The sequence below is a fragment of the Amycolatopsis sp. NPDC114505 genome, assembly GCF_055633615.1.
In genome coordinates this window covers 1662171-1684299 of sequence record NZ_JBVKDV010000001.1, presented here as the reverse complement: position 1 = coordinate 1684299, position 22129 = coordinate 1662171, and the positions used below count along the sequence as shown (strand labels likewise).

General features: G+C 70.7%; 21 protein-coding genes. 12 read left to right on the top strand and 9 right to left on the bottom strand.

Annotated features, from left to right (window positions below; translation table 11 throughout):
• Nucleotides 1-71 precede the first annotated feature (71 nt).
• The gene (locus ACZ7OU_RS08465; protein ID WP_470240517.1) at nt 72-1301 is read left to right on the top strand and encodes a M20 metallopeptidase family protein; all 1230 of its coding nucleotides are present in this window, start codon (nt 72-74) and stop codon (nt 1299-1301) included.
• Here the strand turns inward: ACZ7OU_RS08465 and ACZ7OU_RS08460 are convergent.
• Nucleotides 1298-3244 (bottom strand): phosphocholine-specific phospholipase C, encoded by a 1947-nt coding sequence (locus ACZ7OU_RS08460; RefSeq protein WP_470254646.1) that lies wholly within the window; start codon nt 3242-3244, stop codon nt 1298-1300. The genes ACZ7OU_RS08465 and ACZ7OU_RS08460 overlap by 4 nt on opposite strands.
• A gap of 69 nt (nt 3245-3313) precedes the next feature.
• Here ACZ7OU_RS08460 and ACZ7OU_RS08455 point away from each other — a divergent pair, with 69 nt between their 5' ends.
• The 4 genes from ACZ7OU_RS08455 to thrS all read left to right on the top strand — a co-directional run bounded on the left by ACZ7OU_RS08455 (nt 3314) and on the right by thrS (nt 6199).
• A complete protein-coding gene (locus tag ACZ7OU_RS08455; RefSeq protein ID WP_470240515.1) occupies nt 3314-3691 on the top strand; it encodes a VOC family protein in 378 nt (125 codons plus the stop codon).
• Between the two features lie 25 nt (nt 3692-3716).
• Complete coding sequence (locus ACZ7OU_RS08450) at nt 3717-4184, top strand: heme-degrading domain-containing protein (protein WP_470254645.1); 468 nt, start codon at nt 3717-3719, stop codon at nt 4182-4184.
• Between the two features lie 60 nt (nt 4185-4244).
• Nucleotides 4245-4868 carry a dihydrofolate reductase family protein gene (locus tag ACZ7OU_RS08445; RefSeq protein ID WP_470254644.1) on the top strand — a complete coding sequence of 208 codons (624 nt, stop codon included), beginning with the start codon at nt 4245-4247 and terminating at the stop codon, nt 4866-4868.
• A 131-nt stretch (nt 4869-4999) separates the two neighbouring features.
• Nucleotides 5000-6199: a threonine--tRNA ligase gene (gene thrS, locus ACZ7OU_RS08440; protein ID WP_470255895.1), complete on the top strand. Its 1200-nt coding sequence runs from the start codon at nt 5000-5002 to the stop codon at nt 6197-6199.
• On the opposite strand, the gene ACZ7OU_RS08435 is transcribed toward thrS, so the two are convergent.
• The 5 genes from ACZ7OU_RS08435 to ACZ7OU_RS08415 all read right to left on the bottom strand — a co-directional run bounded on the left by ACZ7OU_RS08435 (nt 6189) and on the right by ACZ7OU_RS08415 (nt 11121).
• Complete coding sequence (locus ACZ7OU_RS08435) at nt 6189-7028, bottom strand: MerR family transcriptional regulator (RefSeq protein WP_470240512.1); 840 nt, start codon at nt 7026-7028, stop codon at nt 6189-6191. The two genes, thrS and ACZ7OU_RS08435, sit on opposite strands and share 11 nt — an antisense overlap.
• Before the next feature lie 112 nt (nt 7029-7140).
• On the bottom strand, nt 7141-7968 hold the full coding sequence (locus tag ACZ7OU_RS08430; protein WP_470254643.1) for an ABC transporter permease: 828 nt from the start codon (nt 7966-7968) through the stop codon (nt 7141-7143).
• Nucleotides 7965-8858, bottom strand: a complete 894-nt coding sequence (locus ACZ7OU_RS08425) for an ABC transporter permease (protein ID WP_470254642.1) — start codon at nt 8856-8858, stop codon at nt 7965-7967. The genes ACZ7OU_RS08430 and ACZ7OU_RS08425 overlap by 4 nt, the downstream gene beginning before the upstream one ends.
• Nucleotides 8855-9898 (bottom strand): ABC transporter ATP-binding protein, encoded by a 1044-nt coding sequence (locus tag ACZ7OU_RS08420; RefSeq protein ID WP_470254641.1) that lies wholly within the window; start codon nt 9896-9898, stop codon nt 8855-8857. The genes ACZ7OU_RS08425 and ACZ7OU_RS08420 overlap by 4 nt, the downstream gene beginning before the upstream one ends.
• The gene (locus ACZ7OU_RS08415; RefSeq protein ID WP_470240508.1) at nt 9895-11121 is read right to left on the bottom strand and encodes an extracellular solute-binding protein; all 1227 of its coding nucleotides are present in this window, start codon (nt 11119-11121) and stop codon (nt 9895-9897) included. The genes ACZ7OU_RS08420 and ACZ7OU_RS08415 overlap by 4 nt, the downstream gene beginning before the upstream one ends.
• 62 nt (nt 11122-11183) lie before the next feature.
• Here ACZ7OU_RS08415 and ACZ7OU_RS08410 point away from each other — a divergent pair, with 62 nt between their 5' ends.
• The 4 genes from ACZ7OU_RS08410 (at nt 11184) to ACZ7OU_RS08395 (ending at nt 14450) form a co-directional block, all read left to right on the top strand.
• Nucleotides 11184-11879 carry a GntR family transcriptional regulator gene (locus ACZ7OU_RS08410; RefSeq protein WP_470240814.1) on the top strand — a complete coding sequence of 232 codons (696 nt, stop codon included), beginning with the start codon at nt 11184-11186 and terminating at the stop codon, nt 11877-11879.
• On the top strand, nt 11876-12781 hold the full coding sequence (locus ACZ7OU_RS08405) for a dihydrodipicolinate synthase family protein (RefSeq protein WP_470240507.1): 906 nt from the start codon (nt 11876-11878) through the stop codon (nt 12779-12781). The genes ACZ7OU_RS08410 and ACZ7OU_RS08405 overlap by 4 nt, the downstream gene beginning before the upstream one ends.
• Nucleotides 12782-13239: 458 nt before the next feature.
• Complete coding sequence (locus ACZ7OU_RS08400) at nt 13240-14271, top strand: fatty acid desaturase family protein (RefSeq protein WP_470254640.1); 1032 nt, start codon at nt 13240-13242, stop codon at nt 14269-14271.
• On the top strand, nt 14268-14450 hold the full coding sequence (locus ACZ7OU_RS08395; protein WP_470254639.1) for an RGCVC family protein: 183 nt from the start codon (nt 14268-14270) through the stop codon (nt 14448-14450). Before ACZ7OU_RS08400 ends, ACZ7OU_RS08395 begins: the two co-directional genes overlap by 4 nt.
• A gap of 118 nt (nt 14451-14568) precedes the next feature.
• On the opposite strand, the gene ACZ7OU_RS08390 is transcribed toward ACZ7OU_RS08395, so the two are convergent.
• Nucleotides 14569-15552 carry an RNA polymerase subunit sigma-70 gene (locus ACZ7OU_RS08390; protein WP_470254638.1) on the bottom strand — a complete coding sequence of 328 codons (984 nt, stop codon included), beginning with the start codon at nt 15550-15552 and terminating at the stop codon, nt 14569-14571.
• Nucleotides 15553-15749: 197 nt separating this feature from the next.
• Between ACZ7OU_RS08390 and lysA the strand changes: the two genes are divergently transcribed.
• Nucleotides 15750-17093, top strand: a complete 1344-nt coding sequence (lysA, locus tag ACZ7OU_RS08385; RefSeq protein ID WP_470254637.1) for a diaminopimelate decarboxylase — start codon at nt 15750-15752, stop codon at nt 17091-17093.
• On the opposite strand, the gene ACZ7OU_RS08380 is transcribed toward lysA, so the two are convergent.
• Nucleotides 17071-17691 (bottom strand): TetR/AcrR family transcriptional regulator C-terminal domain-containing protein, encoded by a 621-nt coding sequence (locus tag ACZ7OU_RS08380; RefSeq protein WP_470254636.1) that lies wholly within the window; start codon nt 17689-17691, stop codon nt 17071-17073. The genes lysA and ACZ7OU_RS08380 overlap by 23 nt on opposite strands.
• Before the next feature lie 62 nt (nt 17692-17753).
• Between ACZ7OU_RS08380 and ACZ7OU_RS08375 the strand changes: the two genes are divergently transcribed.
• Entirely contained in the window at nt 17754-19115 is a 1362-nt protein-coding gene (locus ACZ7OU_RS08375) for an FAD-dependent monooxygenase (protein ID WP_470254635.1), read from the top strand.
• 193 nt (nt 19116-19308) lie between these two features.
• Nucleotides 19309-19785, top strand: a complete 477-nt coding sequence (locus tag ACZ7OU_RS08370; protein ID WP_155547955.1) for an Lrp/AsnC family transcriptional regulator — start codon at nt 19309-19311, stop codon at nt 19783-19785.
• 40 nt (nt 19786-19825) lie between these two features.
• Here the strand turns inward: ACZ7OU_RS08370 and helR are convergent, their stop codons facing one another.
• Complete coding sequence (gene helR / locus ACZ7OU_RS08365; RefSeq protein ID WP_470254634.1) at nt 19826-22075, bottom strand: RNA polymerase recycling motor ATPase HelR; 2250 nt, start codon at nt 22073-22075, stop codon at nt 19826-19828.
• Nucleotides 22076-22129: the final 54 nt, after the last annotated feature.

Below are 22129 nucleotides of genomic sequence, written 5' to 3'. Positions count from 1 at the left end.
ACCGTATTCCGCCGCTCGACCGAACGCACGCACGGTGCGCCCGAAGCGCCGCATGGGGCACTATCGGGAGCATGACCGGCCCCACTGACCTGCCCACGCTGCCCGGCACACCGTTCGCCGGCCTCCTCGACGACGCGCGGGCGCTGCAAGACCGCACGGTCGCGCTCCGGCGTGCCGTGCACCGCCACCCGGAGCAGGGCCTCCACCTCCCGATCACCCAGGCGGCGATCCGGGAGGCGCTCGCCGACCTGCCGCTGGAGATCACCGAGGGCAAGGCCACGTCGTCGCTGACGGCCGTCCTGCGCGGCTCACGGCCCGGCCCGGCGGTGCTGCTGCGCGGCGACATGGACGCACTGCCGTTGACCGAAGAGACCGGCCTCGACTTCGCCTCCGAGGACGAGGAGTCGATGCACGCGTGCGGGCACGACACGCACGTCGCGATGCTCGCCTCGGCCGCGCGGCTGCTCGCCGGGCGCAAGGACAAGCTGGCCGGGTCGGTCGTGTTCATGTTCCAGCCGGGCGAGGAGGGGCACCACGGCGCCCGGTTCATGATCCACGAAGGCGTGCTCGACGCCGCCGGGACGCGGGTCGAGCGCGCGTTCGGCGTCCACATCCTCGCCAACCTCCGGAGTGGACTGCTGTCGGTCCGGCCGGGCGCGCAGATGGCGTCGGCGGACTCGTTCTCGGTGCTCGTGACCGGCAAGGGCGGCCACGGCTCGGCGCCGCAGCACACGATCGACCCGGTGCCGGCGGCCGCGGCGATGGTCGGCGCGCTGCACACGATGATCACGCGCCGGGTCAGCGTGTTCGACCCCGCGGTGCTTTCGGTGACGCGGATCCAGGCCGGCACGACGACGAACATCATCCCGGAGACCGCCGAGCTGCAGGGCACGATCCGTACGCTGTCCGAGCAGACGCGCGCGCTGGTCCGCGCCGAGCTGCCGAAGGTGTGCGAGCAGGTCGGCGCCGCGTACGGCTGCCGCGTCGTCGCCGACGTCGAGCCGGGCTACCCGGTGACCGTCAACGACGACCGCGTCGCCGCCGAGGTCCTGACGCTCGGGGAGGCCGTGCTCGGCCTGGAGAACGTCGAACTGATGGCGGACCCGCTGATGGGCGCCGAAGACTTTTCCTACGTCCTGCAACGCGTTCAGGGCGCGTACGCGTTCCTCGGCGCGTGCCCGCCCGGCGTCGACCCCGCCGAAGCGGCCGCGAACCACTCCAACCGTGTGCTCTTCGACGAGGACGCGATGCCGAGCGGCGTCGCGATGCTCGCCGCGTTCGCGCTGGACGCCCTGCGCTAGGGCCCGGTCCGCGACGGGCGGCCGTCCTCGAGGTGCCCGGCGAAGCGGCGACGCCACCCGGGCGCCTCGAACGTGACGTCGTACCAGCCGTTCTTCGCCGGCACCGGGAACTCGTGCGAACCGCCTGGCGGAAGCGTGACGTCGTTGAGCGCGACCGGCGCCGGCCCGCTGTTGGTCACCGTGACCCGCAGCGCGGGCGCCGGCGTGAACGTGACGGAGGCGTCAAGACCCGCCTTGCCGGAAGCCTCGACGACGAAGCCGTTCGGGCCGTGGATCGCGATGTCGTACGAGTCGGCGTACGCGACTTCGCCCGTCGTGGAGACGCCAGGGCCGACGTCGAAGCGTTGTGACGCTCCGCCCGCGTGGTAGGCGTACGCGGCCAGCTGCAGCGTCTGCGTGCCGTGGTTGGCCAGGTGCAGCTCGAGCGCGTCCGGCCCGGCCGTGGCCCAGGCGACCGGCTGGTACGGCAGCGGGCGCGCCTTCGCCGTGCCGGGGTCCTGCACCAGGGCGCCCGGCCCGAGCCCGGGCTTCGGGAGCCGGGACTGCGTCCGGTCGGCTTCGGCGCGCAACGCGTCCGCGTCCGGCAGCAGCGGGATCGTCGTGTCGTGCGCTCGGAAGTCGAAACAGCTGGTCAGGTCGCCGCAGATGGCGCGGCGCCAGGCCGAGATGTTCGGCTCGCGCACGCCGGTCCACGTCTCGAGGAAGCGCAGCACCGACGTGTGGTCGAAGACCTGCGAGTTCACCCAGCCGCCCCGGCTCCACGGCGAGACGACGGTCATCGGCACGCGCGGCCCCAGCCCGATCGGCACCGGCGCACCGGACGCGCCGCCCTTCTCCGGACGGTTCCCCGGCAGGTACTCGCCCGGCGTCCCGGGTGGCGGCGTCGGCGGCACGACGTGGTCGAAGAAGCCGTCGTTTTCGTCGTAGTTGATGAAGACGACGGTCGATTCCCACAGCTCCGGCTTGTCCCACAACGCTTTCAGCATCCGCTGGACGTAGGACGCGCCGTCGACCGGCCGGGCGGCGGGGTGCTCGCAGTAGCCGTACGGCGCCACGACCCACGACACCGCGGGCAGCGTCCCGGCCGCGCAGTCGGCGATGAACTCGGCCAGCACGTGGTCGAGGTCCTTGCCCTTGCCGGAGTCGGGCAGCAGCTTTTTGCGCAGGTTCGCGCGCTCGGCCAGCCGTTGTTTCACCGGGTCCATCGAGTACAGCGCGTCGTGGAAGTTCCGGAACAGCCACAGCGGGTTGTCGCCGTAGTCGCCGGCGAAGTGCTCGGGGACGCCGCGCTCCTCGTCGTTCGCGTAGATCCGCCAGGTGATCCCGGCGGACTCGAGGCGCTCCGGGTACGTCGTCCAGTGGAACGACGGCTCGTAGTCCGGGAAGTTGTGCGTGACCGGGCCACCGGCGACGCCGTCCGGGTCGATCGTGCCGGTCCAGTGGAACAGCCGGTTCGGCTGCGTCGGCCCCTGGATCGAGCAGAAGTAGTGGTCGCACAGGGTGAAGGCGCCGGCCAGCGCGCGCTGGAACGGGATGTCGTCGCGCGTGAAGTACCCCATCGTCATGGGGCTCTTCGCCTTGACCCAGCTGTCGTACGCGCCGCCGTTCCACGCTCGGTGCGTGCTGTTCCAGTCGTGCGGCAGCTCGCCGAGGTCCTGGCCGTCCACAACGGACGTGTCGACCCGGAACGGCAGCACCGGCGCGCCCTTGCCGCGCTGGCGGAAGACGTCCCGCAGCGCCGCGCGGTCGCCGAAACCGCGTACGCCGGCCATGGTGCCGTAGTAGTGGTCGAACGACCGGTTCTCCTGCATCAGCACCACGACGTGGCGGACGTCGTCGATCGTCCCCTTCCGCGGCGGAACCGCGCACGCGGCCGTCAACGAGCCGGCGACGGTGGCCGCGGCCGCGCCGCCGAGCACCGTGCGCCGCCGGATCCGGCCCATGCACGCCTCCTCATCCCCACGTCAGCGGCCCGGCGAGCGGTACCTTCTCCGCGGAAAGAGGTGGTACCCATGCTCGACTCAGCGGATCTGGTCGCCTTCGCACCGTCGACCGACCTGGAGCGCTCACGTGCCTTCTACACGGACGTCGCCGGGCTCGAGTTCATCGAGCAGACCCCCTTCGCGTGTGTGTTCCGCAGTGGCACGACCATGCTCCGCGTCACCGCCGTCGCCGAATTCACGCCGCAGCCGTTCACGGTGCTCGGCTGGGCGGTCGCCGACATCCGGGCGGCGGTGGCCGGGCTGCGCGACCGTGGCGTGGAGTTCCTCACGTTCGACACGCTGCCACAGGACACCGACAAAATCTGGACCACGCCGGGCGGGCGGATCGCGTGGTTCCGCGATCCGGACGGCAACGTCCTGTCACTGACCGAGTTCACTGGCAATTAAACAACAGTGTTGATTTAATGGGTGGATGACCGACGCCGAACGCCTCGACCAGCTCGCTGACCAGGAGGAACGCCTCCAGTTCACGAAGTTCGACAACGAGACCGCGCTGGCGCTGGGCGCCCAGCTGCTGGCCGCCGCGAAGGAGCGCGGGCTCCCGGTGACGATCTCGGTCCGCCGCAACGGCCAGCGCCTCTTCCACGCGGCGCTGCCGGGAACCTCCGCCGACAACGACGCGTGGATCGACCGCAAGAGCCGCGTGGTGGACCGCTACGGCCACAGCTCCTTCCTGGTCGGCTCGCAGTTCCGCGCGAAGGGCGGCTCGTTCGAGGCGGACTCCCGCCTGGACCCGGACGTGTACGCGGCCCACGGCGGCGTGTTCCCGGTGCTCGTCCGCGGCGTCGGCCCGGTCGGGACGGTCGGCGTGTCCGGCCTTCCGCAGGCCGACGACCACGCGTTCGTCGTCGAGCAGCTGGAGCTGTTCCTGGCCTCCTGACGCTGTCGATCCGGCGCCTCCCCGGGTGACGTACTGGTACACGGCATCCGAGGAGGCACCATGAGCAAGCTGATCGCCACGACGTTCCTGAGCCTGGACGGCGTCTACCAGGGCCCGGGCGGCACCGACGAGGACCCGTCCGGCGGGTTCGACCTCGGCGGCTGGGTGACGCCGTTCTACGAGGACGGCATGGCGGAGCTCGCCGAGGAGTGGATCACCCGGGCGGGCGCGTTCCTGCTCGGCCGCCGGACGCACGACATCTTCGCCGCGCACTGGCCGAAGGTCACCGACCCCGCCGACCCGCTGGCCGCGCGCCTCAACGGCCTGCCGAAGCACGTGGTTTCGCGAACCCTCACGGAGTCGTCCTGGGCGGGCACGTCGATCGTGCGCGGCGACGTCGTCGAGTCCGTCCGCGAGCTGAAGTCGCGGCCGGGCGACGAGCTCCAGGTCCACGGAAGCGGCGAGCTGCTGCGGACGTTGATCGCGCACGACCTCGTCGACGAGTACCGGCTGTGGCTGTTCCCGGTCGTGCTCGGCAAGGGGCGGCGGCTCTTCCCGGACGGGGTGGTGCCGAAGAAGTTCGAGCACGTCGAGAGCCGGCGCACGGCCGCGGGCGTCACCGTGCTCGTGCTGCGGCCGGCCGGGAGCCCGGAGTTCGACACGTTCCGGCTCGTGGCCGAATAGCGGTGGACGGTCCTGCTACCGTCGAAGACATGAAGCGCGCAGCGAACACGACGACGCCGGAAAGTGTCCCGGCGCGCTGATCCATTGCTCACGAAGCCCGGGGCGGTCGCCCCGGGCTTCGTCTTGTGGTCATCCGCCTCGCCGTCCACGAGGAGTCCACAATGCACGACCACCGCAAGCTCGGCCGTGAGCTCGGCCTGTTCGACACCGACCCTCTGATCGGCGCTGGCCTGCCCTACTGGCTGCCCGACGGCGCGATCGTCCGGCACAGCCTCGAGGAGTACGTCCGCGGTCTCGAACGGCGCGCGGGGTACCGGCACGTCCATTCGCCGGTGCTCGGAAAACGGGAGCTGTACGAGATTTCCGGGCACTGGTCGCACTACCGCGACGACATGTACCCGCCCATGGACGTCGGCGGCGAGCAGCTCGTGCTGCGGCCGAGCCTCTGCCCGCACCACGCGCTGATCTACCGTTCGCGCGGCCGCAGCTACCGCGAACTTCCGTTGCGGCTCGCCGAAATCGGCGGGATGTACCGCAGTGAGCTGTCCGGCGTGCTCGGCGGCCTGAGCCGGGTGCGCGCGATCCAGCTCAACGACGCGCACATCTTCTGCACCCCTGACCAGGTCGAAGGCGAGGCGGCCGCCGCGCTGGCCCTGATCCGGCAGGCCTACGACGCGCTCGGCATCAGCCCGGCGCGCTACCGGCTCTCGCTCCCCGGCCCCGGCGGGAAGTACGTCCCCGGCGACTGGGACCGGGCCGTGGAAATCCTGCGCTCGGTCCTCGACGGGCTTCCCTACGACGCGGTCGAGGGCGAGGCGGCCTTCTACGGCCCCAAGATCGACGTCCAGATCGTCGACAGCGCGGGCCGCGAATCGACCTTTTCCACCGTCCAGATCGACTTCCACCAGCCCGAGCAGTTCGGCCTCGAGTACGTCGGCGCGGACGCGGCGAAACACCGGCCGGTCATGGTGCACCGCAGCATCATCGGCAGCGTCGAACGCGCGGTGGCGCAGCTGGTCGAGGTCCACGGCGGCGCGTTCCCGGCCTGGCTGGCGCCGGTCCAGCTGCGGCTGCTGCCGTTGTCCTCCGCCGAAATACCCCACGCTCAGTCCGTTTTGGACGGTTGTGAAGAGCTGCGCGCGGAAATCGCCACCGAGGGCAGCCTCGGCGCGCGGATCCGGGACGGGCGGCTGGTGCCGTACCAGGCCGTGATCGGGCCGCAGGAGGTCGCCGCGGGGCAGCTTTCCCTGCGGCTGCGCGACGGACGCCGTGTCGACGCGCAGCCGGTGGCGGACGCGCTGGCGTGGATCAGGGCGGAGGTCAAGCCGTAGCCGCGGCCAGCCAGCCGAACGCCGGCGCCAGGCTTTCCGGGGCGGCCCAGCCGTTCACCACGGCGAGCAGCCGCAAGTAGCGCTCGCGGCGGGGATCCTCGACGAGCGCGAGCCATTCCCTCAGCTGAGCGGAATCGCGGCCGAGACCGTCGACGATCACCCTGGCCGCCGGTGAATCCGGTGCGACTCCGGCGGCCAGGGCCGGCGTGACGGCGTCGCGTACCTCGGCGGCGAGGCCGCGGCGCAGACCACCTTCGTGCTGCTCCACGAGCCGGCGCAGGATCGCGCGGAACTCTTTGTCCTGCGTGAGCTCCGCCAGCTCGATCCAGGCCTCGACCTGTGCGGGGTCGGGATTCTCCGGCAGTTCAGGCGTCAGGGTGCGGGCGACTCCGGCGAGGTCGGGTCGGTCCCCGAGAGCGTCGCTGAGGAAGTCGTCCACCAGGCGACGTCGCTCCACTTCGGACAGCCGGGCCAGCTCGTGCATCAGCGTTGTCTCCTCCGGGGTCGAGCCGCGCTTCGCCACGGCCGTCAGCACCGCGTGGCGCACGCGCAGCACGCGGATCTGCACCTCCAGGGCCTCGGCGTGCCTCGCCGCGACGTCGGCGACGGTCGCTTCGCCGTCGACGACCCGCCGGATCGTGGCGAGGTCGACGCCCAGGTCCCGGAGGGTGCGGATGAGGTCGAGCCGGGCGCGCGCGGCGTCGTCGTACTGCCGATGACCTGCGGTGTTGCGCCCGGACGGCGGCACGAGCCCGCGGTCGGAATAGAACCGGACGGCCTTGACCGTCAGGCCGGTCCGGCGGGCCAGCTCGCCGATCGAGTACCGCATGCCCGTCAGCGTGGCACCTCCCCTCGGGGGAGGCGCAAGTCCGAGGTTCGCCCGATCGTGTCGATCATCTGTTCGACGTTTCGCGGTAAAGTCGAACGCATGAGCGAACGGACTAGGTCTCCTCCCGGATCCGGGTGACCAGCTGGGTCGGGTTCACGAACCGCAGCGCGACGAGAAGGAGCACGAGCATGGACGCGGTGTAGATGGTCGCCATGGCGTCGACCGACTGGTTGGCCCGGATGCCCGCGGCGAACACGGAGTTGTAGAGCGCCACGACGAGGGTCGTCGAGTCCGGGCCGGCGGTGAGGAACGTCAGCTCGAACATGCCGACCGTCCGGACCAGCACGAGGATCGAGGCGGCCAGGATCCCCGGCAGCAGCAGCGGCCCCAGGATCCGGGTGAACACCGAGACCGTGCGCGCGCCGGACATGCGTGCGGCGGCTTCGATCTTCGGGTCGATCTGCTCGATGAACGGCGTCATGGTCAGCACGACGAACGGCACCGACGGCACCAGGTTCGCCAGGATGACGCCGGTGGTCGTGCCGGCCAGGTGGAACTTGTAGAGCACGGTGGCCAGCGGGATGCCGTAGGTGATGGGAGGGATCAGGATCGGCAGCACGAACAGCAGCATCACCAGGCGCTTGCCGGGGAACGAGCGGCGGGCCAGCGCGTAGGCGGCCGGGACGCCGACCGCCACCGACACGGCGATCACCACCAGGGCGACGACCGCCGTGGTGAGGAGGACGTCGGAGAGGCCGAACTCGCGCCAGGCGTCGGCGTACCAGTGGGTGGTGAAGCCGTCCGGGAGCCAGGTGCCGAACCACTGCCTGCCGAACGAGTCGACGACCACCGAGAGCACGACGCCGGCGAGGTTGACGAAGAAGAACACGACGACGGCCCAGACGACCCAACGTCCGGGACGCGCGACCCAACCGGTCATCCCTTGCCTCCGGTCGCTCCGCGGTACAGCGTGCCGCGCCACGCCATGACCAGGCCGATCACGATCAACATGACCACCGCCATGAGCATCGCGACGGCCGAGCCCATCGAGTAGTCGTACTCCTCGAACGCGGCGTGGTAGGCCGCGATCGAGATGACGCGGGTCTCGTTCGCGGGGTCGCCGACGAGTTGCGCGCTCGGAAAGACCGAGAAAGCCATCACGAACGAAAGGCAGAAGGTGATCGCCAGGCCGGGAGCCAGCAGGGGCAGCGTGATGCGCCGGAAGCGCTGGGCCCAGTTCGCGCCGAGGGTCGCGGCGGCCTTCTCCAAGGAGGGGTCGATGCCCGAGAGATAGGACAGCGTCAGCAGGAAGGAGAACGGGAAGCCGGTGATCACCAGGGACAGCAGCACGCCGGTGTAGTTGTGGATCAGCGGGAGCGGCTCGCTGGTGATGCCGAGGACGGTGAGCACCTTGTTCAGCCAGCCCGCCGGCCCGCCGTACATGATCAGGCCCTGCGCGGTGAGCACCGTGCCGAGCGTGATCGGCACGACGAGGATCGTCGTGAGGAGGCGCTTGCCGCGGACGCGGCCGCGCATCACGTAGGCGATCGGGATGCTGGCGAGCACGTTGATGAACGTCGCGGGCAGCGCGATGCCGAGCGTCGTCCAGATGGTGTCGCGCAGGTACGGGTCGCCGAAGAACTTCGCGTAGTTGGCGAAGATCCCGCCTTGGCGCGGGGCGAAGGACAGCTGGAGGCCGTAGAGGAAGGGGTACAGGAACAGGCAGGCAGTGACGAGCAGGCCGGGCACCAGGAGGAGCAGGGTGCGGTCGATGCCGCGTTCGGCCAGGCGGTGACGCAGCGCCGGGCGAGCGCTCGCGACGGCCGTCATGGCTCGAACACCAGGACACGCTCGGCCGGGACGCCGATCCGGACGGTGTCGCCCGGGGCGAGGCGCTTGTCCGTGCGGAAGTACACCGGTGTCCCGCTCTCGAGACGGGCCGAGACCGACAGTTCGCGGCCGTGGTACTCGACGATCTCGACCGTGACGTCGAGGGCGTTCTCGGCGCCGTCGCCGATGACGAAGTCCTCGGGGCGGATCGCGACCTTCGCCGGGCCCTCGGTGAGCGAGCCGCGGCCCGTCAGGCGGGCTCCGGCACCCTCGACGATCAGCGAGGACCCCGCGGTGCCCGTGACCGTCACGTCCAGGAGGTTCCGATATCCCATGAAGGAGGCCACATAACTGTTCACCGGCTGGGCGTAGACCTCCTCGGGCGTGCCGATCTGCTGGACCGTGCCGTCGCGCAGGACCACCAGGCGGTCGGCCAGCGACAGGGCCTCCTCCTGGTCGTGGGTGACGTACACCGTGGTCAGGCCGAGGGTCTGGTGGAGGCGGCGGATCTCCATCCGCATCTCGAGGCGGAGCTTGGCGTCGAGGTTGGACAGCGGCTCGTCCATCAGGACGACCGGGGGCTCCAGCACCACGGCCCGGGCGATGGCGACGCGCTGCTGCTGCCCACCGGAGAGCTGCGCGGGGAACTTCGCCGCGTGGTCGGTGAGCTGCACCAGGCGCAGGGCGTCGTCGACGCGCCGGCGGGCGTCGGCGCGAGCCACCTTGCGCATCTTGAGGCCGAAGCCGACGTTGGCGCGGACCGTCATGTGCGGGAACAGCGCGTAGTTCTGGAAGACCATCCCGAACCCGCGCTGCTCCGGGGGCCGGCCGTCGATGCGGGCGTCGTCGAGCCAGATGCTGCCGCCCGTCAGGGGCAGCAGGCCGGCCAGGCAGTTGAGCGCGGTCGACTTGCCGCAGCCGGACGGGCCGAGGAGGGCCACGAACTCGCCGCGCGTGATGGCGAGGTCGAGGCCGCTCAGGGCGTTCGCGGTGCCGAAGCTCCGGGACACCCCGTCCAGGCGGAGCTGCTCGAACGTCACTTCTTGCCGACCTTCGAGCCGCCGACCAGCTGGTTCCACTTGTCGAACGCCTTGACCTGCTGCTCGGCCGGCAGCGAGGTCTCCTTGGGGTACTGCGAGATCCACTGCTCGTACTCCGGGCGCCCGAACTGCTTGATCGTGTCCTGGCTCTTCTGCGGCGCCATCTGCAGGGTGACGTCCTTGACCGCCGGGCCGGGGTAGAAGTAGCCGTCGTCGTAGGCGATCGCCTGCTGGTCGGGCTTCAGCATCCACGCGATCAGCTGCAGGATCGCCGACTCCTGATCGGGCGACAGGCCCTTGGGGATCAGGGCGTACTGGGCGTCGGTGACCCAGTGCATCGGCTGCATGATCGCGGTCTTGACCGTGTTGGGCACCGTGCCGAGCTTGCGCGGGTTGATGTCCCAGCCGGTCGTCGACATGACCATGTCCACCGAACCCGAGGCGAGGTTCTTCATCGTCTCGGTGGTGCCGGACGGGTAGTACTTCACGTACTTGCCCAGCTCCTGCAGGAACGCCCAGGTCTTGTCCCAGCCCTTGTCCGGGTCCTTCGGGTCCTTGTCGCCGAGCAGGTACGGCAGGCCCATCAGGAACGTCCGGCCCGGGCCGGAGTTCGACGGCTGCGCGTACTGGAACTTCTCGGGGTGGGCCTTGGCCCAGTCGAGCAGCTCCTGCGGGGACGCCGGCGCCGCCGGAACCGCTCCCGGGTTGAACTCCAGCAGCGGGCCGGACGGGTAGTAGACGACCTCGACGCCGTAACCGTTGGCCAGCTCCTGCATCTTGGCCGCGGGCTCGAGGTAGTTCTGCATCAGGTTCGGGAACCGGCTCGAGAAGTCCGGGAGGACCTTCGCGAGGGTGCCGTTCGCGATGCCGGCGGACAGGCCGTCCGTGCCGCTGAGGACGAGGTGGGTCTGGGCGACGCCGCCGTCCTGCTCGGCCTTCAGCTTGCCCGCCATGCTCGGCGCAGGCGCCGTCGAGTACGTGACCTTCGAGAGCACTTCGGGGTGCGCGGCCTTGAAGTTCTCGATCATCTGCTTGGTGAGCTGCAAGTTGCCCGCGATGTCGAGGATGTTCAGGTCGACGGGCTTGCTCGGCTTGTCGGGGACGGCCTTCGGATCCGCCGCCTGGCCGCCGTCCCCGCCGGGAGCGCCACAGGCCGCCAATCCGGCCACGAGGCCGGCCGCCAAGAGCACTCGTCGGAATCGGAAGCCGGTGCGACGTTGCATGGCTGCTCCCTGGGTCCGTGATAATGTTGTATGTCGCATCGTATATCAGATCGGACATGCCAGTGGCGAGCACTTCTTCGGCCAGGAGGCCGCCGCCGCCCGTCTCGCGCACGGATTTCGTGCGCGACGCGATCAAGGAATCGATCTTGAGCGGGGAGTTCGGACCGGGCGAAACGCTCGTCGAAGCCGAGGTGGGCGCCCTGCTCGGGGTGTCGAAGACGCCGGTGCGCGAAGCACTGCGAATCCTCGCCGGTTCCGGTTTGGTCACGATGAGCACGTACAAGGGCGCCGCGGTCCGCGTCATGGACGCCGAGAGCGCGCTCGCCGTGTACGACCTGCGGGCGCTCCTCGAGCCCGAAGCCGTCCGACGCGCTGTCGAGCGCGGTGCGGACTTCGGCGAAGCGCGGGACGTCCTGGCCGACGTCGGCACCGGTACCGCGGCCGCCGACCGCGCCAAAGCCAGCCTGACCAACCGGCTGTTCCACCGCGCGCTCTACTCCGGGTGCGGGAACCCGTTGCTGGTCGAGATCCTGGACGGCCTGCGCGACCAGGCCGCGCTGATCACCGTCACCGGCTGGGGCATCAGCCCGACGTGGCGGGGTGAGGCGGCCGAGCACCGGGCGATCCTGACCGCCGCCGAAAGCGGGAACGCCCGGCAGGCCGAACACCTGCTTCGCCGGCACATCACCGATTTCATCGACCGGGTCGCCCGTGGGCTGCCGGAAGAAGACAGCACCGAAACGAAGGGGGCCCGATGACGTTCGAGCAGCAGAGGCGGCGGCTTTCCGGGGTGGTGGCCATCCCGGTCACGCCGTTCGACGCCGAAGGTGCCGTCGACGGGCAGACGTACGCGAAGCTCGTCGACCGACTGGTCACCGGTGGCATCGAAGTCGTGACGCCGAACGGGAACACCGGCGAGTTCTACGCGCTGGACGCGGCGGAAGCCCGGCAGTGCCTGGAAGTCACCGTCGAAGCCGTGGCCGGCCGGGCCAGCGTGCTCGCCGGGATCGGTCACGACGTCACGTCCGCGACGCGGGCGGCCGCGCACGCGCGGGACGCCGGGGCCGACATGATCATGATCCACCAGCCCGTGCACCCGTACATCTCCGGCGACGGCTGGGTCGACTACCACGCCGCGATCGCGGCCGCGGTGCCCGAACTCGGCGTCGTGCTCTACGTCCGCAACCCGGCGATCGCCGGCGAGCAGCTGCACGCCCTCGGCGAGGCGGCGCCGAACGTCATCGGCGTGAAGTACGCCGTGCCCGACCCGGTGCGGTTCGGCTCGGTCGCGCGGGACGCGGGCTTCGGGCGCTTCGTGTGGATCGCCGGTCTGGCCGAGCTCTCGGCGCCCGGCTACTTCGCCGTCGGCGCCACCGGTTTCACTTCGGGACTGGTGAACGTCGACCCGGCGATCTCGCTGGAGATGTTCCGCGCACTGTCCACAGGGGACTATCCGGCCGCGATGACCGTCTGGGAGCGGATCCGGCCGTTCGAAGAGCTGCGCGCCGCGAACGGGAACGCCAACAACGTCAGCGTCGTCAAGGACGCGCTCGGGCAGCTCGGCCTGTGCCGCCCCGACGTCCGGCCGCCGAGCCGGTTGCTGACCGCCGCCGAACGCGAACGACTCTTCGGTTTGCTCGCTTCGTGGGGACTTTCGTAAACGAGGGCGGTCCGCCGGCGGGCCGGGACGCGAAGTCCCGGCTCACCGGCGAGCCACTCGGCAGACGCCGATCCGGCGGAGACCTCGTTGCCGCAACCCAAATGGGCGCCTCGGGCGTCGCTCTGCGCGACTGCGGGCGGCTGCTCGCCGGCCGAACGGCCGGCATGGCTGCGTGGCGAACGGGTTCGGAACCCGGTTCGACTCCTGTCCCCGGCCGGTGTTCTCCGACCGGAAGTCACGGGGTGTGCGGAACGTCACCGTCATCCCGTTGTGGCTGACTGTACACCTCATCGGTGGTCCGCGGGCGATTGTCTTCGGCCGTCGGGGATGGGACGCTGTAGCCATGCCGCGGAGCGAACCCGCGGTCAGGCCCCAGAGCCCTTATTCGGGATCGGGTCCGGCGCGCAAAGCCGGAAGCCGTTGCTGGACAAGCATTTCAGCTGACCAGAACGGCGGACATGACTTCGCTTCAGGCACCGGAAATATCGCACGGCAGTGACTTCGCCGAGCTCTCGAGGCTCATCAAGGACGCCGGTCTCCTCCGGCGGCGCCGCCGGAACTACGCGGTCCGGATCGGGCTCAACCTCGCCGCGTTCGGCGGCGGCTGGGTCGCCTTCGCCTACCTCGGCGACTCGTGGTGGCAGCTCTTCCTCGCGGCGTTCTTCGCGATGATGTTCGCGCAGCTGTCGTTCATCGGCCACGACGCCGGCCACAAGCAGATCTTCCGCACCCGACGCGCGAACGACGCCACCGGATTCGTCCACGGTGGACTCACCGGCTTGAGCTACGGCTGGTGGGTCGGCACGCACGCGCGTCACCACGCCAACCCGAACAACGAGGACGAGGACCCGGACGTCGACATCGCCGCGCTCGCGTTCAGCAGGGCGCAGAGCTCGCAGAAGCGCGGGTTCCTGCGCTGGGTGGCGAAGTACCAGGCGTTCCTGTTCTTCCCGCTGCTGTTGCTCGAAGGCCTGAACCTGCACGTCTCAAGTGTGAAGGCCGTGCTGCGCAAGGATATTCGCCGCCGCAAACTGGAGTCCGCGCTGCTGATCGCGCACCTGGTGGCTTACCTCGCCGCGGTGTTCATCGTGCTGTCGCCGCTGACCGGGATCATCTTCATCCTGGTGCACCAGTTCCTGTGGGGCCTGTACATGGGCTGTTCGTTCGCGCCGAACCACAAGGGCATGGAGATGCTGGTCGCCGGGCACAAGCTCGACTTCCTGCGCAAGCAGGTGCTGACGTCCCGCAACATCCGCGGCGGCCCGGTCGTCGACTTCGCCCTCGGCGGGCTGAACTACCAGATCGAGCACCACCTGTTCCCGAGCATGGCCCGGCCGAACCTGAAGCACGCGCAGGTGATCGTCCGCGAGTTCTGCGAGCGGCACGGGATTTCCTACGCACAGTGCGGCTGGGCCCGCTCGTACGGCTACGTGCTCGAGCACCTCCACTCGGTGGGCGAACCGTTGCGGACGAAGAAGGCACCGGCATGACGGCCCCGGCGCCCGACGCACCCGAGGTGGAGCAGGCCGAAGCACGGTGCCCGAACTGCCCCCACCCCGTGGAGGCGCACGACGCGATAGCCCGCCGCTACTGCGCGGCAACGGCAGCAGGCCAGGGCGCCGACCGCGGCTGCGTGTGCGGCTCGGTGGCGGACCACAAGGCGCACTGACCGAACTCGGCCGACGCAGAAACGCGGCCGACGCACGCCCTCACTCCTCTTCCGGCAGCCTGATGCGCGTGGCCACTCGCCCTCGGGCGGCCGACAGGCGCGACCCGCGCTCGCCTTCCTACGGCGCGTCGGGCAGCACGTCCGGCAGTCCGAACGCGCCGAGCACCGCCGGGGCGAACGTCGTCACCTCGGCGACCCGGCCGTCCACCACCCGCAACGTGTTCAGCCCGAACGCCCGGAACCGACCGTCGTGACGTAGGTACGTTGCCACAGCCGGGCCGCCGTTCGCGCTGACCGGCAGCATTCGCAGCTCCATCGCCTTCGGCCCGTGCAACACCGGCGCCCAGCCTGCGAGGACCGTCGCCAGGCCGCCGTACCAAGTCGGCTCGGGGCCGTCGTGGCCGCCCGCTCCCGGCTGGTGGCTGCAACGGATGTCCTCGCTGAGCACCGCCGCGATCGCCTTGTCGTCCGCCGTCGTCAAAGCGGAGATGTAGCGCGCGACGACTTCGCGCTCTTCGCCGCTCGAAGAGTCACGCCACTCCGTACGTCGCGAAGGCAGCTGTTCCTTCAACTCCGCCCGCGCGCGCTGAAGCGAGCTGTTCACCGAAGCCGGGGTTGTCGACAACGCCGTCGCCGTCTCCTTCGCCGACCAGCCGACGACGTCGCGAAGGATCAGCACGGCGCGTTGCCTCGGCGAGAGGTACTGGACCGCCGCGAGGAACGCCAGCTCGACCGTCTCCCGGGAAATCGCCGTCTCGAGGACGTCGTCCGGGGCCGGCTGCAACCACGGGACGGCCGCCGCCGGGCGCGGGGCCAGGTGCGAGCCGGACGCCACCGGCAGGTCCGGAGAAGGAACCTCCCGCACGAACCGGTCGAGGAAGTCGAGGCACGCGTTCGTGGCGATCCTGTACAGCCAGGCCCGCACGCTCGCCCGCCCTGCGTACTGGTCACGCCCGCGCCACGCGCGCAGGAACGTCTCCTGCACCAGGTCCTCGGCCTCGTCGAGCGACCCCAGGAACCGGTAGCAGTGCACCCGCAGCTCCCGGCGGTGCCGCTCGGTCAGTTCGGCGAAATCGGTCTCGTCCATCGTGTCGGTAACCATGCCCCGTGTGACGGCGGCCGGCGTGGAAATTCAGCTCTGCGCAGGTCAACCGGGGTGTGGCCGAAGTTACTCGCGCGTCAACAACACGTAAGCGGCCGGCGGGAACCCGTCAGGACGGCATTCACGGGGGACGCGCCGCAAAGGGGACAGCGGTGTCCTGACGGAGTCCGATCCGCCGTGATGCCCGGAGGCACACCGTGACGCTCAGCGAGCTTCTTCCCAGCCTCGGCTGCGAAGCCGCCGATCACCTCGAGCCAGGAGTCTGGCCGCGAAGCACCCGACTCGGCGAAGACGGCGAACTCCTCTTCGCCGGCGCGCGGGTCAGCCACCTCGCCGCCCGCTTCGGGACGCCGTCCTACCTCATCGACGAACAACAGGTCCGCGACACCGCGCGCGAGTACCGCGAAACGCTCCCAGACGTCGAAGTCGCGTACGCGAGCAAGGCGCTGTGTACGCGCTCAGTACTGCGTTGGGTCGCCGAAGAGGGGTTGTCGCTCGACACCTGCTCCGCGGGCGAGATCGCTGTCGCCCGCGGAGTCGGCTTCCCCGCGGAGCGCATGCTGCTGCACGGCAACGCGAAGACGCCCGAAGACCTGAAGGCCGCTCTCGCGTACGGCGTCCGCCGGATCGTGGTCGACTCGCTCGACGAGATCGAGCAGCTCGGCGCGCTCGCCCACGGCGCGCAGCAGGTGATGATCCGGGTGACGCCGGGCGTTGCGGCCGGCGCGCACGCCTCCATCAGCACCGGCACCGAGGGCCAGAAGTTCGGCTTCTCGCTGCTCGACGGCGTCCCCGACAACGTCGACGCGGCCGTGAAGGCCGTACGAGACCAACCCGGGTTGCGGCTCGCCGGCCTGCACTGCCACATCGGCTCGCAGGTCACCCGCGTCGACCGCTACGAAGCCGCCGCGCGCCGGATGGCCGAGGTGCTCGTCCGGATCCGCGACACCCACGGCGTCACGCTGCGGGAGCTCGACCTCGGCGGTGGGCACGCGGTGCCGTACGTCGGCGGCGAGCCCGCGTTCGACCTCGGCGGCTACTCGCGACGCCTGCGCGTGGCGCTCGCCTATGAATGCGCGAGCCACGACTTTCCCTTGCCCCGCTTGACGATCGAGCCGGGCCGGGCGCTCGTGGGGCCGGCCGGGATCACGGTGTACCGGGTGTGCGCGGTCAAGCGCGGCAGCCGCACGTTCGTCGCCGTCGACGGCGGCATGAGCGACAACGCGCGGCCGTCGCTGTACGGCGCCCGCTACACGACGCGCCTGGTCGGGCGCCGCTCCAGGGAAAAGCGCGTCCCGATGACCGTCGTCGGGAGGCACTGCGAATCCGGTGACGTCCTCGCCGACGGCATCCTCCTGCCCGGCGACCTGCACGCGGGCGACCTCCTGGCCGTGCCGTGCACCGGCGCGTACCACCACTCGCTGGCCTCGAACTACAACCAGGTCGGGCGGCCGCCGCTGGTCGGCGTCCGGGACGGCGTCGCGACGCTGCTGGTGCGCCGCGAAACCGAGGAGGACCTCAGCCGTCGCGATCTGGGCTGACGGCGTCGAGCCCGGCGAGCAGCACGCCGAGCGCGTACCGGAAGTCGTCCTCGACCGTCGAGCCGGCGCGTTCGCGCAGGCCACGGGCCATCAGCGGGAACGGGAACGACGGCGACGCGATCACCGCGGTCTCTTCGGAAAGCGACGGCCGCGTCTGGTCCTCGACGGCCCGGCCGAGCACGAAGTGCACCAGCACCCCGGCCGCGCGGGTGGCCTCGCCCAGCGGGAAACCCGCGTTGTGCAGCACCCCGACCGCGCGCTCGGCGAGTTCGCCGAGCGCGCGGGCCGTGGTGAGGTCGGCTCCCAGCGCGACGCGGGCGCCGTCGCGGTGTGCGAGCAACGCCGCGTGCAGCGCGAAGCCCGCGTCTTCGAGCCACCTCAGCCACGGCCCGCCGGACGGCAGCCCGGCGACGACCGGCGCGACGATCGCGTCCGTCAGGTGGTCGAGCAGCGCGCGCTTGCTCTTGAAGTGCCAGTACAGCGCGGGGGCCTTGACGCCCAGCTCGGTGGCCAGCCGCCGCACGGTGAGCTTGTCGAGACCCTCGTCTTCCAGCAGTTTCAGCGCGACGCGCACCGCGTCGCCGACTTCCAGCGGCATGGCCCTCCTTGACGCCTTAACTAGTTAAGGACACTATCACCTTAACAAGTTAAGGAGAAAGTATGGATGCCGACGTGATCGTCGTGGGCGCGGGCCCGGTGGGCCTGTTCCTCGCGGCGGAGCTCAAGCTGGCGGGCGCGGAGCCCCTGGTCCTGGAACGTCTCGAGACACCTTCCGAAGAACCGAAGTCACGCGGCCTGGGTGCGCTGGCGACCGAAGCGCTGTGGCGACGGGGGCTGGGTCCTCAGCTCGCCGAGGCCGACGTCGCGGGCACGAAGGACCTCGCGCGCGACCACGGCAGCACCCGCGGCCATTTCGCCAACATCTTCAAGATCGTCCCCAGCGAAGACCGCCCTCGCACGAACATCTGGCAGCCGGAGCTGGAACGGGTCCTCGCGAAGCACGCCGAAGGCATCAGGATCCTGCGCGGGCACGAAGTCACCGCGCTGGAGTCCGATGTGGACGGTGTCACCGTGACCGCGGGGAAGACGTGGCGCGCCAGGTACGTCGTCGGCTGCGACGGCGGCCGCAGCACGGTCCGCAAGCTGGCCGGGTTCGCCTTCCCCGGCACGCCGGCGCTGCTGCGCACGGTCGCCGGGCAGGCGCGGTTCGCCGGCGACGTCCCGCCGAGCGGACGGCACGACGGCGGCACCTTCCTCCACGGCGGCAGCATGGTCGGGATCACCGAGCCCGCGGCGAACCCGGAACCGGTCACCACCGAAGACTTCGCCGCGAGCATCCGGCGGATCACCGGTGCCGACGTCGTCGTCGAGGAGTTCCAGGAGGAACGGCGGTTCGGCGACCAGGCCCGCCAGGCCGGCGACTACCGCCGCGGCCGCGTCTTCCTCGCCGGCGACGCCGCGCACGTGCATTCGCCGAGTGGCGGCCAGGGCCTCAACCTCGGCATACCGGACGCGGCCAACCTCGGCTGGAAGCTTGGCGCCGTCCTCCGCGGCGACAAGCCCGAAGCGTTCCTCGACACGTACACGCGCGAAAGGCACCCAGCCGGCGAAGCGGTGCTACGCAACACACGCGCGCAGTCGGCGTTGCTGGCGCCCGGCCCGCACGTCGACGCGTTGCGCGAGATCGTCGGCGAAGTGCTGGACCTGCCGGAGGCGAACCGGTACTTCGCGGACCTCCTGTCCGGCGTCCGCGAACGCTACGACTTCCCTTACCCCGCACCGGCACCGGCCGGCGAGCACTGCCCGGACCTCGAACTCGTCGACGGCGACGGCCGCACGACCCGGCTGCACGAGCACACCCGCACCGGCCGCGGCCTCCTGCTGACCGCGGCGCACGCGGCCGATCCGCGCGTCGACGTCCTGCCGGTGACGAACACCGGTCCGCTGCTGCTCCGGCCGGACGGGGTGATCGCCTGGGCGGGCGACGGGCCGCTCGCCCTCGCGCTCGACACCTGGTTCTAGATCGGCGGGTTCGCGGGCATCCGAAGGCGCCTCGGAATGACTCGTGAGTTTCCTCCACAGCCACCGATTCCTCGGCAAATCACGATCCTGGCGCCGGATCACGTGAAGCTGGCGCAGGGGTCTCGCTTTCTGGTCAGGTCTCGATACGCTGCGCACTTGACAAATCACATGCCGAAACACAGGGAGGGACGGCATGGGTGAAGATTCACGTGCGCGCGGACTGGACAACACGGACAGATCTTTGATCGCCCTGTTGCAGCAGGATGGCCGGGCATCGTTCACCGCGCTCGCGAAGGCGGTCGGGCTCTCGGAGGGAGCCGTCCGGCAGCGCGTGCAACGACTCCTGCGTGACGACCTCATGCAGATCGTCGCGGTGACCGATCCGGTCAACGTCGATCTGACGAGGCAGGCGATGGTCGGGATCAGCGTCGACGGCGCTGATCCGCGCGCGGTCGCCGACAAGCTGTCCGAACTGCCGAACGTGCACTACGTCGTGTTGTGCGCCGGGCGCTACGACCTGCTGGCCGAACTCGTCTGCCGGGACGACGACCACATGCTCGAAGTGCTGGGCGAGGAGATCCGCAAGATCGACGGCGTGTCCGGGACCGAGCTGTTCGTCTACCTGAAGCTCGCCAAGCAGAACTACGCCTGGGGCCGGCTCACGGCGTAGCAACCGGGGATGACGGACCCCACCCGCCATCCCCGGCCGGCTACAGGAACCGGCGGTGACCGGCCCGCGCGGGCACGCCCGCTTCGGCGAGCCCGGCCAGCACCGCCGGGAGCGGATCCCGGTGCAGCACCCCGAGGCGCTGCGTGGCGCGGGTGAGCGCGACGTACAGCTCGGCCGCGCCGCGTGGGCCCTCGGCCAGGATCCGCGCGGGTTCGACGACGAGGACGGCGTCGAACTCCAGGCCCTTGGTCGCCGACGCCGGAACCGTGCCCGGCACCCCGGCCGGGCCGATGACGACACTCGTGCCTTCAACACGGGCTTCTTCGCGGGCGAAATCGTCGATGGCGGCCTGGAGGTCGTCGCCGGTGACACGTCTGGCCCACGGCCGGACCCCGCTGGCCCGCACTGATTCCGGCGCCCGCGTGTCCGGCGCGAACTCCGCGAGCAGCGCGCCGGCGACGGTCATGATCTCCGCCGGCGTCCGGTAGTTCACGGTCAGCTCCCGGTACGCCCACCGGTCGGCGACGTACGGCGCCAGCATCGGCCCCCACGCCGTCGCCCCGGCCGCACCACGGCGTTGCGCCAGGTCGCCGACGACGGTGAACGACCGGCTCGGGCACCGCCGCATCAGCGCCCGCCAGTCCATTTCGGACAGTTCCTGCGCCTCGTCGACGACGACGTGCCCGTACGTCCAGTCGCGGTCGGCGGCCGCGCGCTCGGCGAGGTCGCGGGTGTCGCGCTCGGTGAACCGGTCGGCCAGGTCCTCGGCGTAGAGCAGGTCGGTGGCGACCAGGCCGAGGTCCTCGTCCTGCTCCTCGCGGTCCAGCTTGATGAGGTCCATGACGCCTTCGGCGTACTCCGCGTCCTCCTCCGCCTGGCGGCGAGCGGCGGCGCGTTCAGCCGTCTCGTCCCGGCCGAGCAGTCCGGCCAGCTCGTCGAGCAGCGGCACATCGGAGACCGTCCAGGCCGCGCCGTCCGCGCGGAACAGCGCCGGATCGGCACCGGCGGCCGCGAGCCGGCGGGGTGACATGTACAGCGGTGCCAGCAGCGTTTCCGGCGTCAGCTCCGGCCACAACGCGCCGAGCGCGACGTCGAGGTCCTCGTGCCCGGCCAGCTCGTCGAGGACGTCGATGCGCAGGTCGGCCCACGCGCAGCGGTCCTCCCGGGTCAGCCAGCCCTCGCCGATCAGCGCGACGGCCCGCTCGGCGAGGAGCGCGACGACGTGCTCGCGGAAGACCGCGCCGGCCTCGTTGTGCGGCAGCCCGGACCGGCGCGCCTCGAGCCGGGCCTCGTCCGCGATGCCCGCGTCGAGCTCCACCGTGACGTCGGCCAGCTCGACCGGCACCGGTTCGTCCGGCACCCGCTGCCGGTCGGCGACCGCCGCGGTCAGCACGTCGAGGATCTTCAGCGACCCCTTGAGCTTCGCCACCTCCGGCGGGTCCTCGGCGGTGACGCGCAGGCCGGGCACGAGGTCGCCGGTGGTCAGGAAGACGACGTCCGACTCGCCGAGCGAAGGCAGCACGCGGCCGATGTGGTCGAGGAACAGCGGGCTCGGCCCGACCACCAGCACGCCGCTGCGCGACATCCGTTCGCGCTGCGTGTAGAGCAGGTAGGCCACGCGGTGCAGCGCGACGGCGGTCTTCCCGGTGCCGGGCCCGCCTTCGACGACCAGCACGCCCGCGTGGCCGAGCCGGATGATCTCGTCCTGCTCGGCCTGGATCGTCGCGACGATGTCCCGCATCCCGGCGCCGCGAGGTGCGTTGACCGCGGCCAGCAACGCCGCGTCCCCGCGCTCGCTGAAACATGCCTGGGGGGACGGCCCCCCAGACCCCCCGAAATCGTCGGTGTCCGGCCGGCCGAGGACCTCGTCGGTGAAATCGACGACCCGGCGCCCCAGCGTGTGGAACTGACGGCGGCGGCGCATGTTTTCCGGCGTCGCCGCGGTGGCGACGTAGAACGGCCGGGCCGCCGGCGCCCGCCAATCCAGCAGAAGGGGCTCGTAGTCGTTTTCGCCGTCGAAAAGACCGATCCGGCCGATGTACTCCGTTTCGCCCGAAAGGGCGTCCAACCGGCCGAAGCAGAGCCCGTTGTCGGCGACGTTCAGCCGGACCGTCTCCCGGGCCCGGACCCGCACGTCCGCATCGCGCTCCACCAGCGTGGTTCCCGGTTCCCCGAGCGCGTGGCGGTAGCGGGCGCGCGCCTCGTCACGTTCGCGGTCGAGGCGCGCGTACAGCCCGGTGACGTACGCTCGCTCGGCCCGCAATTCCTCGTCGTACCCCTGGTTTGACAAATTCCCCTCACAGCGGTTAGACTGAAGCTACATTCGATGGGTCTTCCTATTTAT

Excerpts from the sequence above, each read along its gene's own strand:
- ACZ7OU_RS08465 (WP_470240517.1), top strand. The coding sequence starts at position 72 with ATGACCGGCCCCACTGACCTGCCCACGCTGCCCGGCACACCGTTCGCC.
- ACZ7OU_RS08460 (WP_470254646.1), bottom strand. The coding sequence starts at position 3,244 with ATGGGCCGGATCCGGCGGCGCACGGTGCTCGGCGGCGCGGCCGCGGCC.
- ACZ7OU_RS08455 (WP_470240515.1), top strand. The coding sequence starts at position 3,314 with ATGCTCGACTCAGCGGATCTGGTCGCCTTCGCACCGTCGACCGACCTG.
- ACZ7OU_RS08450 (WP_470254645.1), top strand. The coding sequence starts at position 3,717 with ATGACCGACGCCGAACGCCTCGACCAGCTCGCTGACCAGGAGGAACGC.
- ACZ7OU_RS08445 (WP_470254644.1), top strand. The coding sequence starts at position 4,245 with ATGAGCAAGCTGATCGCCACGACGTTCCTGAGCCTGGACGGCGTCTAC.
- ACZ7OU_RS08435 (WP_470240512.1), bottom strand. The coding sequence starts at position 7,028 with ATGCGGTACTCGATCGGCGAGCTGGCCCGCCGGACCGGCCTGACGGTC.
- ACZ7OU_RS08430 (WP_470254643.1), bottom strand. The coding sequence starts at position 7,968 with ATGACCGGTTGGGTCGCGCGTCCCGGACGTTGGGTCGTCTGGGCCGTC.
- ACZ7OU_RS08425 (WP_470254642.1), bottom strand. The coding sequence starts at position 8,858 with ATGACGGCCGTCGCGAGCGCTCGCCCGGCGCTGCGTCACCGCCTGGCC.
- ACZ7OU_RS08415 (WP_470240508.1), bottom strand. The coding sequence starts at position 11,121 with ATGCAACGTCGCACCGGCTTCCGATTCCGACGAGTGCTCTTGGCGGCC.
- ACZ7OU_RS08405 (WP_470240507.1), top strand. The coding sequence starts at position 11,876 with ATGACGTTCGAGCAGCAGAGGCGGCGGCTTTCCGGGGTGGTGGCCATC.
- ACZ7OU_RS08400 (WP_470254640.1), top strand. The coding sequence starts at position 13,240 with ATGACTTCGCTTCAGGCACCGGAAATATCGCACGGCAGTGACTTCGCC.
- ACZ7OU_RS08395 (WP_470254639.1), top strand. The coding sequence starts at position 14,268 with ATGACGGCCCCGGCGCCCGACGCACCCGAGGTGGAGCAGGCCGAAGCA.
- ACZ7OU_RS08390 (WP_470254638.1), bottom strand. The coding sequence starts at position 15,552 with ATGGTTACCGACACGATGGACGAGACCGATTTCGCCGAACTGACCGAG.
- ACZ7OU_RS08380 (WP_470254636.1), bottom strand. The coding sequence starts at position 17,691 with ATGCCGCTGGAAGTCGGCGACGCGGTGCGCGTCGCGCTGAAACTGCTG.
- ACZ7OU_RS08375 (WP_470254635.1), top strand. The coding sequence starts at position 17,754 with ATGGATGCCGACGTGATCGTCGTGGGCGCGGGCCCGGTGGGCCTGTTC.
- ACZ7OU_RS08370 (WP_155547955.1), top strand. The coding sequence starts at position 19,309 with ATGGGTGAAGATTCACGTGCGCGCGGACTGGACAACACGGACAGATCT.